Annotated in this window: 15 protein-coding genes; all 15 read left to right on the top strand. The window is 41.6% G+C overall.

From position 1 onward, the window contains the following. Positions 1-139 precede the first annotated feature (139 nt). Positions 140-499, top strand: coding sequence for a nucleotide pyrophosphohydrolase (locus tag ACSR9O_RS09765; RefSeq protein WP_101223448.1), 360 nt, complete (start codon positions 140-142; stop codon positions 497-499). Beyond that, positions 492-1,292 carry a 4-hydroxy-tetrahydrodipicolinate reductase gene (gene dapB, locus ACSR9O_RS09770; protein WP_491724321.1) on the top strand — a complete coding sequence of 267 codons (801 nt, stop codon included), beginning with the start codon at positions 492-494 and terminating at the stop codon, positions 1,290-1,292. Before ACSR9O_RS09765 ends, dapB begins: the two co-directional genes overlap by 8 nt. A gap of 18 nt (positions 1,293-1,310) precedes the next feature. Then, the gene (locus ACSR9O_RS09775; RefSeq protein ID WP_101222403.1) at positions 1,311-1,736 is read left to right on the top strand and encodes a methylglyoxal synthase; all 426 of its coding nucleotides are present in this window, start codon (positions 1,311-1,313) and stop codon (positions 1,734-1,736) included. Continuing rightward, positions 1,720-2,433, top strand: coding sequence for a bacillithiol biosynthesis deacetylase BshB1 (gene bshB1, locus ACSR9O_RS09780; RefSeq protein WP_101222402.1), 714 nt, complete (start codon positions 1,720-1,722; stop codon positions 2,431-2,433). The genes ACSR9O_RS09775 and bshB1 overlap by 17 nt, the downstream gene beginning before the upstream one ends. Before the next feature lie 4 nt (positions 2,434-2,437). Further along, positions 2,438-3,577: an N-acetyl-alpha-D-glucosaminyl L-malate synthase BshA gene (gene bshA, locus ACSR9O_RS09785; RefSeq protein ID WP_101222401.1), complete on the top strand. Its 1,140-nt coding sequence runs from the start codon at positions 2,438-2,440 to the stop codon at positions 3,575-3,577. A 13-nt stretch (positions 3,578-3,590) separates the two neighbouring features. Then, entirely contained in the window at positions 3,591-4,775 is a 1,185-nt protein-coding gene (locus tag ACSR9O_RS09790; protein ID WP_101222400.1) for a CCA tRNA nucleotidyltransferase, read from the top strand. After that, entirely contained in the window at positions 4,760-5,740 is a 981-nt protein-coding gene (locus ACSR9O_RS09795) for a biotin--[acetyl-CoA-carboxylase] ligase (protein WP_230176946.1), read from the top strand. The genes ACSR9O_RS09790 and ACSR9O_RS09795 overlap by 16 nt, the downstream gene beginning before the upstream one ends. Before the next feature lie 338 nt (positions 5,741-6,078). Continuing rightward, positions 6,079-6,915: a 3-methyl-2-oxobutanoate hydroxymethyltransferase gene (gene panB / locus ACSR9O_RS09800; protein WP_491724322.1), complete on the top strand. Its 837-nt coding sequence runs from the start codon at positions 6,079-6,081 to the stop codon at positions 6,913-6,915. Next, a complete protein-coding gene (gene panC / locus ACSR9O_RS09805) occupies positions 6,912-7,760 on the top strand; it encodes a pantoate--beta-alanine ligase (protein WP_491724323.1) in 849 nt (282 codons plus the stop codon). The genes panB and panC overlap by 4 nt, the downstream gene beginning before the upstream one ends. 25 nt (positions 7,761-7,785) lie before the next feature. Next, entirely contained in the window at positions 7,786-8,169 is a 384-nt protein-coding gene (gene panD, locus ACSR9O_RS09810) for an aspartate 1-decarboxylase (RefSeq protein ID WP_101222396.1), read from the top strand. A gap of 161 nt (positions 8,170-8,330) precedes the next feature. Further along, positions 8,331-11,111 carry an ATP-dependent DNA helicase DinG gene (gene dinG, locus ACSR9O_RS09815; RefSeq protein ID WP_491724324.1) on the top strand — a complete coding sequence of 927 codons (2,781 nt, stop codon included), beginning with the start codon at positions 8,331-8,333 and terminating at the stop codon, positions 11,109-11,111. 155 nt (positions 11,112-11,266) lie between these two features. Next, positions 11,267-11,437: a YpmA family protein gene (locus ACSR9O_RS09820; protein ID WP_064505144.1), complete on the top strand. Its 171-nt coding sequence runs from the start codon at positions 11,267-11,269 to the stop codon at positions 11,435-11,437. Positions 11,438-11,455: 18 nt separating this feature from the next. After that, positions 11,456-11,932, top strand: a complete 477-nt coding sequence (locus ACSR9O_RS09825; protein WP_063233239.1) for a cell wall elongation regulator TseB-like domain-containing protein — start codon at positions 11,456-11,458, stop codon at positions 11,930-11,932. Between the two features lie 19 nt (positions 11,933-11,951). Next, entirely contained in the window at positions 11,952-13,136 is a 1,185-nt protein-coding gene (locus ACSR9O_RS09830; protein ID WP_260358985.1) for a pyridoxal phosphate-dependent aminotransferase, read from the top strand. Positions 13,137-13,361: 225 nt separating this feature from the next. After that, the gene (locus ACSR9O_RS09835) at positions 13,362-14,039 is read left to right on the top strand and encodes a GntR family transcriptional regulator (protein ID WP_230176940.1); all 678 of its coding nucleotides are present in this window, start codon (positions 13,362-13,364) and stop codon (positions 14,037-14,039) included. Positions 14,040-14,042 lie beyond the last annotated feature (3 nt).

Consider the following 14,042-nt stretch of genomic DNA (forward strand, 5'->3'; position numbering starts at 1 on the left):
ATTAATTTACTTATTATAACTAATTAACCAACTATGGGCAATTTTGATTCGTGAACGTATCTGTTGTCATCTGTTTCACTTTTAGCTAACATGGAGAAGGTATGATGTTTGAAAACGAAATTCAAGAATGGGTGACTATATGGAAAACCATAAGACGATTCAACAAATGCAAGCGGAAGTCGACCAATACATAGGACAATTTAAAGAAGGATATTTCAGCCCTCTGGCCATGCTGGCCCGTATGTCTGAAGAACTTGGGGAGTTGGCTAGGGAAGTCAATCATTACCATGGTGAAAAACCAAAGAAGGCAACAGAAGAAGAGAATACGATTGAAGCGGAATTGGGGGACATGCTTTTTGTGTTGATTTGTTTTGCCAATTCTTTAGGGATCGACCTTCAAAATTCGCATGATTTGGTCATGAAAAAGTTCACAACCCGTGATAAAGATAGATGGACAAGAAAAGAAGGAAAAATGGAGGAGGAAGGTAAAGATGAGTAAAGTTAAAGTGATTGTAGCTGGTCCACGTGGCAGAATGGGTAATGAAGCGGTGAAGCTTGTACATAGGACAGAAGGGTTTGAATTGGCAGCTGTCATAGATCGCAAGCATAACGGGGAAAGCCTCTCCGCAATAGAAGGTTTTCACGGTATTGAAGCACCTGTTTTTTCTGATATAAATGAATGCTTTTCTTCCGTAAAGGCGGATGTATTGATTGATTTGACCACACCGGAAGTGGGGATGCTTCATACCGAAACGGCACTTAATCATGGCATCCGCCCTGTAGTGGGAACGACTGGTTTTACTAAGGAAGATTTAACGAAGCTGGATTCATTAACAAAAGAAAAGGGCATTGGTTGCATCATCGCGCCAAACTTTGCAATTGGAGCCATTTTGATGATGAAGTTTTCCCAAATGGCCGCAAAATACTTCCCGGATGTGGAAATCATAGAAATGCACCATGATCAAAAACTGGATGCACCTTCTGGAACTGCTTCAAAAACGGCAGACATGATTGCAGCAGTACGTGAAACGAAACAACAGGGGCACCCTAATGAAAAAGAAACCATCCAGGGGGCAAGAGGCGCAAATGTAGATGGCATGCATATCCACAGTGTCCGGCTACCTGGATTGGTTGCCCATCAACAGGTGCTTTTCGGAAGTGATGGAGAGTTATTGACGGTTCGGCATGATTCCTTTAATCGAACTTCCTTCATGTCAGGAGTCAAACTTGCTGTCGATACTGTCATGAAATTGGATGTTCTGGTATACGGCCTGGAAAATATTATTGAATAGGGATCAGGAGGGTTTACGATGAAAATTGCCTTAATTGCCCATGATATGAAAAAAGAAGATATCATTCAATTTGTAACAGCCTATAAAGATGTATTTGAGCAGCATGAATTATATGCTACAGGAACGACCGGGAAAAGAATCATGGAAGAAGTATCGCTGCCTGTCCATCGTTTTCATTCAGGACCTCTTGGAGGGGATCAGGAAATAGGTGCGATGATCGCGCGTGGAGAAATGGACATGGTCCTATTTTTCCGCGATCCATTGACATCACAGCCACATGAACCTGATGTATCGGCGCTTATACGCCTATCAGATGTTTATGAAATTCCCTTGGCGACAAATATGGGCACGGCAGAAGTGCTGATACAAGGTTTGAAGCATGGGTATATGGACTGGCTAAAACTACGGAAAAAACAAGGTGAGATAAATGATAAACAAAAGTAACATAGATATTCTGGCTTTTGGCGCACATGCGGATGATGTTGAAATCGGTATGGGTGGCACGATCGCCAAATATGCGCAACAAGGCAGGGAAATTGTCATTTGTGATTTGACAAAAGCTGAAATGTCTTCCAATGGAACCGTTCCATTGCGTCAGGAGGAAGCACATAAGGCTGCTGAAATCCTTGGGGTGAAGAGGATTTCCCTTGATTTACCCGACCGGGGCCTATACATGAAAGCGGAATACATAAATCAAATCATTACGGTCATTCGCCAATATAAGCCTGCACTTGTATTTGCACCATTTTTGGAAGATCGCCATCCCGATCATGGTAACTGTGCCAAATTAGTGGAGGAAGCAGTTTTTTCGGCAGGAGTAAGGAAATATATGGAAGAAGCAGACGTGGATTCTCATCGTGTCCAAAATATGTACTATTATATGATCAATGGGTTTCACAAACCGGACTTCGTCGTGGACATCAGTTCCACAATATCGAAAAAACTGGATAGCCTTAGGGCATATCGCAGCCAATTCGAAGAAAGTCAAGTATCTGTAGAAACACCGCTGGTTAATGGCTATATCGAGACTGTCGAGGCACGGGAGCGGATGTTCGGTAAAGAAGTGGGTGTCGCCTATGCGGAGGGATTCATGACTAAAAAACCGTTACTGATCGATGCCGACTTGTTAGGAGAAAAATAATCTTATGAAATTAAAAATTGGAATTACCTGTTACCCTACAGTTGGGGGTTCTGGTGTCGTAGCAACTGAATTAGGCAAGATGCTTGCAGAAAAAGGACATGAGATACATTTCATTTCTTCAAGCCTCCCTTTTCGCTTGAATAAGATGTACTGTAATATTTTTTATCACCAAGTTGAAGTGAACTCGTATTCTGTCTTTCAATATCCACCATATGACCTGGCGCTTGCGAGCAAGATAGCGGATGTCGTAAAACGGGAGAAATTAGATATTCTCCACGTTCATTATGCAATTCCCCATGCTGTTTGTGCAATCCTTGCAAAGCAGATGTCAGGTAATGAAGTAAAGATCGTAACCACACTGCATGGTACGGACATAACCGTATTAGGCCATGATCCCTCATTGACCAATTTGATAAAATTCGGGATAGAGCAATCGGATGTCGTTACAGGAGTATCTAATTCCCTAGTTCAGCAGACGCACGAATTAATCGCACCGGATAAGGAAATCAAAACCGTTTATAATTTTATTGATGAAAGAGATTACCATAAATCCAATTCCGATTACCTTAAGGATGAATACGGAATCAGTGAAGATGAAAAAGTGATCATACATGTGTCGAATTTCCGTTCGGTCAAACGAGTGAAAGACGTCATCCAAGCTTTTTATCTAACTCAAAAGAAAATGCCTGCAAAGCTTCTGCTCGTAGGGGACGGACCGGAAGTGACAACCGTTTTGAAATTGGCTAATGATCTTGGAATCGATGATTCGGTCTTGTTTCTTGGTAAGCAGGATAACCTTGCCGAATTATATTCAATCAGTGATTTGATATTCCTGTTATCGGAAAAAGAGAGTTTCGGACTTGTGCTACTCGAGGCGATGGCATGTGGAGTTCCTTGTATAGGGACAAATATCGGGGGAATTCCTGAAGTCATCGTTGACGGGGAGACTGGTTATATTTGTGAATTGGGAGATGTCAAAATGGTTGCTGAAAAAGCGATTGGACTTTTAAGCGACCCGGTTTTACATAAACGCTTTTCTGAAGCTGCGCTGGAAAGGGCCAATACTGAATTTCACAGTGATACGATTATGGCTGAGTATGAAGCCATCTATATTCAAGCACTTGAAGGTAAATCCATCGAATAGGGAGGGGATGCTAATGGATCGGTTATTCTTAAAATCAGTACCCATTCTGGAATTGATTGAAGAAGCAGGATACGAGGCTTATTTCGTTGGCGGCTCTGTAAGGGATTATATCCTTGGCAGACCCATTAACGATGTGGACATAGCGACTTCCGCAACACCCCAGGAAATCAAAAGGATTTTTCCTAATACGGCTGATATCGGGATTGACCACGGAACAGTGCTCGTCATAACGGATACGGGTACATACGAAATTACGACGTTTAGAACGGAAAGCGGGTATTCGGACTTTCGCAGACCCGATGCTGTACAATTTGTCCGTTCTTTGACTGAGGATTTGCAAAGAAGAGATTTTACGATGAATGCAATGGCAATGGATAAGACCGGTAAAATCATCGATCCATTTAATGGTAAGCGAGATTTGGCTGAAAAAAGGATCATCACGGTTGGCAACCCGCATGAAAGGTTTCATGAGGATGCATTGAGAATGATGCGTGCATTAAGATTCATCAGTCAACTTGATTTTGAACTGGATCAAGAAACCTTTGATTCCCTTAAAGAAAACGCCCAGATCATCAGTGAAATTGCTGTCGAAAGAATCCTGGTTGAATTTGAGAAACTATTGGCAGGCTCGAATAAGTTAAGGGCTTTTTCACTCTTGCTGGAAAGCGGTTTATATCAATACCTACCTCTATTTTCCAGTAAAAAGGAACATTTAATGGAATTACTGAACCTGCCGCTTCATCAACTGAAAGCGGCAGAAATATGGTCTATAATCATGGTTCACACAAAAGATCAGGAAATGGAAGAGGCTTTGAGGGAATGGAAGCTGCCATTGAAAAGCATAAGAAACGTTCAACGTACGATACAGCTAGTGAAGAAAGAAGATCCATCAGCCATCGATGTATTTCAGGCAGGGCATGACGTAACTGTACAAGCTGCAAAAGTCAGGGCGGCGATGACTGGCGGGAATGTATCGGATGCGGAGGAGAATGCACATCAAAGCTATAATGGACTTATTATTAAACAAATGTCGGATCTTGCCGTTACGGGAACGGATTTATTGAATTGGCAACAAGAAAAGCCAGGTCCATGGGTCAAGGAATACTTGGGAAAAGTATTGAAAGCTGTCTTGAATGAAGAATTAAGAAATGATAAAGAAGAAATAAAGAGGTGGCTGGTGAAATGCAATCTGAGTTAAGAACAATGCTGATGGAAGCCCTCTCAAAAGCGGATGGTGCGTTTATATCCGGTCAGGAAATTGCTGAATACATTGGCTGTTCGCGCACAGCTGTCTGGAAGCATATAGAAGACCTGCGCAGTGAAGGGTATAATGTTGAGGCCGTAAGGAAAAAAGGCTACCGGATCATATCAGCGCCGGAAAAAGTGTCCGAGAGCGAAATACAGCTTGGCTTGGAAACAAAAACGATCGGCAAGCTGATCCACTATCAGGAAACTGTAGAATCCACGCAAAAAATTGCGCATCAACTCGCAAATGAAGGCGTTCAGGAGGGGACCCTCGTCGTTGCCGAGGAGCAGATATCCGGAAAAGGAAGGCTAATGAGATCTTGGCATTCCCCAAAATTCAGCGGCATATGGATGAGTCTCATCTTGAGGCCGAAAATCCCGATTCATGAGGCTCCACAGCTTACATTATTGGCCGCGGTCGCTGTTGCTCAGGCTATAGAGGATACCACTGATTTGAAGCCGCAAATAAAGTGGCCGAATGATATTTTGGTGAATCGCAAGAAAGTGGTGGGCATCCTTACGGAGATGCAGGCGGAATCAGATAGGATCCATTCTGTCATTATCGGAATTGGAATGAATATCAATCAGCAATTAGAGGATTTTCCTGAAGATCTGCAGGAAAAAGCGTCTTCCCTTCTCATAGAAAGTGGAGTGACGGTTTCAAGGTCCAAGGTCATTCAACGAGCATTGTTTCGTCTGGAAAATTTGTACGAACTCTATTTAGATCAGGGCTTCATGCCAATAAAGGATTTATGGGAGAGTTATGCGATCAGTCTTGGACAGGTAATCAAAGCGAGTACCGTTAATGACACGATTGTCGGAAAAGCGTTGGGCATAACGGATTCAGGCGTTTTACTTCTTGAAGACGGCAAAGGAACCGTACATTCGATATATTCTGCAGATATTGAAATTCAGTAGATTTTTGTCAAATTCGTGAAAATTAAATAGAAATTTTCAATTTGGCTTGATATAATGCAAGTGGGCAGTATCATGTGAACTGCACCCCCATAAATACCAAATTATTTGAAAATCTGCCTTGATCCAGAGAACTGGACGGGGACGGAGGGATGAAACTTCTGATGAAACAAAGGGATTGACTAAAAGATGAGTCTGTTTATTGATCGAATTGTGGCTTTTTCAGCCATTTTTCGTAGCGAAACAGATACTTTTTTAGTCAGTCCTTTTTTTGCGGATGAATGTATAGACACCAGTTTACGCTGATGTTTTCATCTCCTCCATCAAAAGGAGGAAACGTAATGAAATTATCCGGAGATTTTTTGAAAATGAAACAAAATCAAGAGAAGGTTGTCATGCTGACGGCTTATGATTACCCGTCAGCAAAGTTAGCCGAACAATCAGGTGTAGACATGATTTTAGTCGGAGATTCTTTAGGAATGGTCGTATTGGGATATGATTCAACGATTCCAGTTACGGTGAATGACATGATCCATCATACAAAGGCAGTAAAACGCGGGGCACCAAATACATTTGTCGTAACGGATATGCCATTTATGAGCTATCACCTATCTATGGATGAAACACTCAAGAATGCAGCCCGGATCATGCAGGAAGGTCATGCGGATGCCGTAAAGCTTGAGGGAGCGGATGATGTTGTTGAAAAAATATCAGCATTGACCAAGGCGGGCATCCCGGTTGTAGCCCATCTTGGCTTGACTCCTCAATCAGTCGGCGTTCTGGGCGGATATAAAGTACAAGGAAAAGATGCCGAAAGTGCAGCACAGCTCTTGGAAGATGCGAGAAAGTGTGAAGCTGCGGGGGCGATGGCAGTAGTCTTAGAATGTGTTCCATATCAAGTGGGGGAACTCGTCACACGGAACCTTGACATTCCAACCATTGGAATTGGGGCAGGAGCTGAAACGGATGGTCAAGTCCTCGTTTACCATGATGTCATCAAGTACGGGGTAGACCGGCTGGCGAAATTCGTAAAAGTTTATGGAGATGCAAATGAACTGATTGGCCAATCGCTTACAAGCTTCGTGAATGAAGTGAAATCTAAAGTTTTTCCGTCGGAGAAACATACATTCACGATGAAGGAAGAGCAACTTTCCGAACTTTACGGAGGGAAAAGATGAAAACATTTACATCAGCAGCTGCTTTGCAATTGGCACTTAGAGAGAAAAAAAACAATAACAAAAGCATTGGCTATGTAGCGACAATGGGATTTTTACATGAGGGGCATGCAACCCTTTTGGAAAAGGCGCGTAAAGAAAATGACATTGTGGTATTAAGTATTTTTGTCAATCCGACGCAATTTGGACCCAATGAGGATTTTGAAACATATCCGCGGGATTTGGAACGGGATGAAAAAGTCGCAGCCAATGGCGGAGTTGATTATCTCTTCTATCCAACTGTCCACGAAATGTACGGTGAAGAACCATCTGTAAAAGTTGTTGTCCAAAGCAGGACGGATGTTTTATGCGGCAGACAAAGGCCCGGACACTTTGATGGTGTTGCGACAGTCTTAACGAAATTCTTCAATATCATCCTTCCTGATAGAGCTTACTTTGGTAAGAAGGATGCCCAGCAGGTCGCCGTGATAGATGGACTGATCAAAGACTTCAATTTCCCTATCCAGCTTATTGCAGTGGATACTGTACGTGAAGAAGATGGGTTAGCGAAGAGCTCGCGAAATGTGAACCTATCAGTTCAGGAGCGCTTGGAGGCTAAAGAGCTGTACCAAAGTTTATTGAAGGCCAAAGAGGCGGTTGAATCCGGTGAAAGAAATGCAGCAACAGTCACGGCTCTATTAAGTGAACATATTGGTGCCCACACAAGTGGAGTGATCGACTATATTGAAGTCTATCAATACCCTGAACTTAAACCGCTTGAATCGCTGGCTGGAAATATCATCATTGCAATGGCTGTAAAGTTCAAGCATGCAAGACTAATTGATAATATCACTTTAAATGTAGAATAATTCATGAAAATCAGGGGGTATTGAGATGTTTCGAACGATGATGAATGGAAAAATCCACCGTGCAAGGGTTACTGAGGCTAATTTGAACTATGTAGGCAGCATTACGATTGATGAAGATATAATTGATGCGGTGGGTATTCTGCCTAATGAAAAAGTCGCCATCGTGAATAATAATAATGGTGCACGACTTGAAACATATGTGATTGCGGGAGAACGGGGCAGCGGTGTCGTGTGTTTGAACGGAGCGGCAGCAAGACTGGTGCAGCCGGATGATATCGTGATAATCATTTCTTATGTGATGGTTTCAGAGGATAAACTGGGGGATCATAAACCAAAAGTTGCGATCATGGATGAAAATAACAAAATCATTGATCTGATTTCAAACGAACCTGCAGCTACTGTCATGTAAGCGGAGGGCCGGCACAATATGCATGGATCATGCATACAGGTGCCGGCCCTTTTCGCCCGTTGATGAACCGCTTGTTTCCTTTATTACGATTATTATGGTATAAAAAAGATAAGAGAATTCCATCAGGAAGTGGAGAAAGTGAAGTTTGAGGTGTACAATTCATGATGCAACGATATGTAGTGGTCGATTTGGAAACAACAGGGAATTCTCCGAAAAAAGGGGATAGGATTATTCAATTTGCTGGCGTGGTCATCGAAAATGACCAAATTGTGGATGAATACTCCACATATATCCACCCTGGACAGGAAATTTCCTTGTTTATTGAAGAGTTGACCGGAATAAGCAACGAGACGGTAAAAAATGCACCTGACTTTGAAGATGTTGCAGGAAATATTGCCCGGCTTATAGAAGGGGCTTGTTTTGTTGCCCATAATGTATTATTTGATTTATCTTTTCTACAGGAAGAACTAGTACGATGCGGGTTTGAGCCGTTTTATGGTTCCACCCTTGATACAGTGGAGTTAGCGAAAATATTAAAACCAACATCCGATGGATATAAGCTGCACCAGCTGGCTAAAGAAGAAAATCTAGATCATTCCAGGCCCCATCAAGCGGATAGTGATGCATATGCGACCGCTTTATTATTATTGGAATTGAAAAAAAAGCTGATGAATCTTCCAGTGATGACACTTAAACAGTTATATCGATTATCATATTCCTTACAAAGTGAGATTTCCGAATTGATAGATGCTTGCATTGCAAGCAAACTTGCTAAAGCAGAAGTCCATTCACCTGATCTTATTACTTATAGGGGCCTTGCATTTAAAAAGGCCGAAGACGAAGGTGATCAAAAAGACACGGGGGCGGAATTTCCGCTTGATGATGAGAAAAAAATAGCCATGCTTCAAAGTGCATACCCTGCCTTTGAAGCAAGAAGCGGACAACTTGATATGATGAACATGATTCACCATTCCTTCGAATCCAGCCAGGATGCAATCATTGAAGCTGGGACAGGTATTGGGAAATCCATAGGCTATCTGCTTCCGGCCGTCTATTTTGCAAAAAAACATCATAAACCTGTCGTCGTTTCAACATACACGCTTCAGCTACAGGATCAACTTCTTCAAAATGAGGTTCCCAAGCTTAAAAAAATACTTCCCTTTACCTTTCAAGCTGTTTTGCTAAAGGGGAGAAGTAATTATTTGAGCTTGGCAAAGTTTGAAAGGGCATTGCGTGAGAAGGAAGATAATTATGAAACGGCATTAACGAAAATGCAGATATTGGTTTGGCTTACCGAAACCTTAACAGGCGATAAAGATGAATTGAATCTTACAAGCGGCGGTCAGCTATTTTGGAATCGGCTGCAAAGTGATGGTCTTACATACGCAGGATTAAAACAGCCCTGGCTTGAATTGGATTTTTTTGAACGGGCAAAAAGAACAGCCGCCAAGGCGGATATCATCATTACTAACCATTCATTTTTAATGACGGATCTGCTTACAGAAGATGCCTTGATTCCAAAAAAAGGGTATTTGATACTCGATGAAGCACACCATTTGGAACAGGCAGCATCTAAACAGCTTGGGAGCAGGCTAAATTACATTTCGGTGAAGACGGTTTTAAACAGACTAGGGACATCAGATCAAAAGCAATTATTATATAAATTGGACAGGATGCTCTTAAATAATGGACTGGCCGAGGGGAAGTCCACGCACGAATTAGATCAAAAGCTTAGTGATTTTTCCTATGAATTCGAACAGCTTTTTTATTACATTTCCAATCAGGCGGAAAAACTTTCACGTTCCATGAGTCCGAAACGGCTTTCATTCAAAATAGATGATGGAAGATGGGGTAAAGCGATTCTGGTCGCTGAGCGATTGGTGGATTTATTAGGATACATCATCACGGAGTTAGAGAAAAGATTGGCCCTTTTATTGAATAATGAGTCCCCATTAGGAAAAAATTCATTATTTCATTTGAATGATATCGAGGTGCTGCTTGGACATTTACAGGATACCAGGGACTCCTTGCATGAATTCTTCATCAAGCCGCATGAAGAAAATATTTATTGGCTTGATTATACGAATGCAGCACCCCAGCATGGGGTGACTTTGACGGTTCAGCCGATTGCAGGAAGCAAACGGTTATGGGATTCCTATTTCGGACGCCAAAAAAGTGTGGTCATGACATCGGCAACCCTCGTTGTGAAAGATTCTTTTAAGTATTTTAAAGAACAACTCGGTTTAGAGAATGAACCGATGCAGACAGCAAGTTTTCCTTCTCCCTTTCCTTATAAGGAACTCGTAAAGGTACTGGTTCCAAATGATCTACCAGATATCAATTGCTTATCGGTGGAGGAATTCTCCGAAACCGCTGCAAACCATATTATTGCTGCCGCTCAAGCAGCGAAAGGGAGGATGATGGTATTATTCACCTCGCATGAAATGCTGCGGGCGACCTATAATTCCATCAAAGACAGTGGGGTTCTGGATGAGTTCACCCTGTTTGCACAAGGGATTTCTGGCGGAAGCCGGATGAGGCTGCTCAGGAATTTCCAAAACTTCGAGAAAGCAGTCCTGTTTGGAACAACCAGCCTATGGGAAGGCGTCGATATCCCAGGCGAGGATTTATCTTGTTTAATCATTGTCAGGCTGCCATTTTCGCCACCGGATGAACCAGTGACAGCAGCAAAATGTCAACTTCTCGAGAAGCAAGGGCGTAATCCTTTCTCTGCTTTTTCTTTACCTGAGGCCCTGTTAAGGTTCCGGCAAGGATTCGGCAGGCTTATACGGACGCCAGAAGATAAAGGGGTTTTGGTTATACTTGATCGCCGCATAATCACTGCCAAATACGGACCTGAATTTCAAAAGGCCATTCCCGAAGTGAACTGGCACCAAGCCTCAATAACAGAAATGGCTGAAATGATAGAGAAGTGGATTTAAAGAATCTTTAGATATTTCATTAATCTAAAATGGATTTTTATGAATTTATAAAGAAAAATAACCTTTGAACTGGTATAATGTGATAGGTGGTAAAGCCTTCAAATCCTATTCATACCAGTGGTTGTTGACAATTTATTAAAATGGAGGGGCGTCTCATGGAAAGTAAAATCGAAGTAATTTCAACAGTCAGGTTGCAACATTCTCCTGATCTGTATAAAATTGTGGATTCCTTGAACCGAACATTGAAAAAAGATGATTTAATGTTCGGTCTGGCATTGGATTCCGAAGATCAAGAAAAAGCGATATTTACAATTTATCGTACATAGAAAGAGGGAAAAGCAGCTTTGAAAAAATGGTTGATTATTGCTTCCATCCTGGTCCTTTGTTTTATCGGATTTGTCAGCGGGGCATATATTAAAGCGTTGCAGCCTAAAAAAGAGGCTGGTAATGAGGCTTTTAAAAAGGCGAAGGAAGAGGGCGGCCTTGTGACCATGGAAGAATTCTACCTTTATAATGGGCAGGATTCATACTCCGTCATCATTGGTAAGGGAGAAAAAGGGACTAAAAAAATAGTCTGGCTTCCTGAGGACAAGAAGAAAGAAATAGTAGTGGAAAACTATAAAGATGGTAAATCAAAAAAAGAGATTTTAAACATTGTCAAAGAAAAGCTTAATCCCCAAAAAATCATTTCGGTTAAGCTAGGCATGGAAAAAAACGTTCCGCTTTGGGAAGTAACGTATCTTGATGAATCCGAGCGTTTTAACTATGACTATTATGATTTTAAAACTGGGGAATGGCTAAAGTATTATCGAAGCATTTAGAATGGAGGATTAATTTAATATGAAATTAGCGAACCGGGTTCAGTCATTAACGCCATCAACAACATTGGCCATTACGGCAAAAGCAAAGGAGCTTAAGGCCCAAGGTCTGGATATAATTGGTTTGGGTGCTGGTGAACCAGACTATAATACACCCCAACATATCATAGATGCAGCACTTCTATCCATGAATGAAGGTCAAACTAAATACACGCCATCCGCTGGTCTGCCGAAGCTAAAAGAAGCAATTGCGGCTAAATTGAAGCGTGATCAAGGCTTGGATTACAAACCGTCTGAAATTGTAGTTGGCTCAGGTGCAAAGCACTCGCTTTACACATTGTTTCAAGCTATCCTGGACGAAGAAGATGAAGTCATTGTTCCGATACCATATTGGGTGAGCTATCCTGAGCAAATCAAGCTTGCTGACGGAAAGCCGGTTTATGTAGTCGGTACGGAAGAAAATCAATATAAAATCACTAAAGAACAATTAGAACAAGCAATTACCGAAAAAACGAAAGCGGTTATCATCAACTCGCCAAGCAATCCAACGGGCATGCTTTACTCCAGGGAAGAATTGGCGGCTATCGGGGAAGTTTGCCTGGCTCATGATATCTTGATCGTTTCCGACGAAATTTACGAAAAATTGGTATATGGAAATGCTAAACATACATCCATTGCAGAGATTTCACCTGAATTGAAAAAGCAAACGATCATCATCAATGGTGTTTCTAAATCGCATTCGATGACTGGCTGGAGAATAGGTTATGCAGCTGGTGATGAGTCCATCATTAAAGCAATGGCGAACCTTGCCAGCCATAGCACATCAAATCCTACCACAACTGCTCAATATGGTGCGATTGCGGCTTATGAAGGTACGCAGGAGCCTGTTGAGGAAATGCGTCAGGCATTTGAAGGCCGTTTGAATAAGATATATGATAAATTGGTTGAAATTCCAGGCGTAAGCTGCATTAAACCACAAGGGGCATTTTATTTATTCCCGAACGTTAAACGTGCAGTTGAATTAACAGGGTACAGCAATGTCGAAGATTTTACGACTGCGTTGCTGGAAGAAGCTCAAGTGGCTGTTATTCCAGGTTCAGGGTTCGGTGCACCTGATAACATCAGACTCTCTTATGCAACTTCACTGGAGCTGCTGGAAGCAGCAGTTGAAAGAATACATTCATTCGTTAATTCAAAAATGGCATAATTTTTAAATAACCTGCAGACTACCTGGCTACATCAGTGTCTGCAGGTTATTTTAGTTGAATTATATCTATGGCACAGGAAAAGGTGGATTACTGATCTCCCTTTTTATCAAATGAGTTTTTGTCCCATTAAGTCCTGCAGAGAAACAGTACATTAAGAAAAAATCATATATGATTTTTAATAAAAATCGGTTGCAATCATATATGATTTCATATATGATGAAAATATGGAAGAGAAAAACAAAATACCCAGCAAAAAGCAAATAGCTTATGAGCACCTTCGTAAATTAATTTTGGATGGAACATATGGTTCTGGACAGCGGATCATTATCGATCAAACGGCAAAAGAACTTAGTCTAAGTCCGATCCCTGTCAGGGAAGCGATCAGACAACTGGAATCCGACGGCCTTATTCAATATAAGCCTTATAGTGGAGCAGTGGTTACAAGTATTAATGAGAGCGAATACATTGAAACTCTTTCAGTTCTATCTTTACTTGAAGGATATGCAGCTGCCCTTAGTTCTTTAACGATGAAAGATGATGATTTTGAAAATCTGATTAATTTAAACAAGGAAATGGAAAAAGCCCTCCATAACTTTGAATTAGAGCTGTTTGGTAAGTTAAACGAATGTTTCCATGAGGAAATTTATGAAAAGTGCGGAAATTCCTTTTTGAAGGAGGAAATTAAACAGGCTCAACAAAGAATGAATAGAGTCAGAAAGTCCATGTTCACCATGGTACCGCAACGCGCAGTCCAATCGATTCGCGAACATGAAAGCATCATAAAGCTTTTAAAGGAAAAAGCATCTTTTGAAGAAATTGAATCTCTGGTGAGAAAGCATAAACTGAATGCCATCAATACATTCAAGCAGAGGTCGGAAACTAATCACGATCAGGCACTTTGATGA

Source organism: Peribacillus sp. B65, from assembly GCF_058513295.1.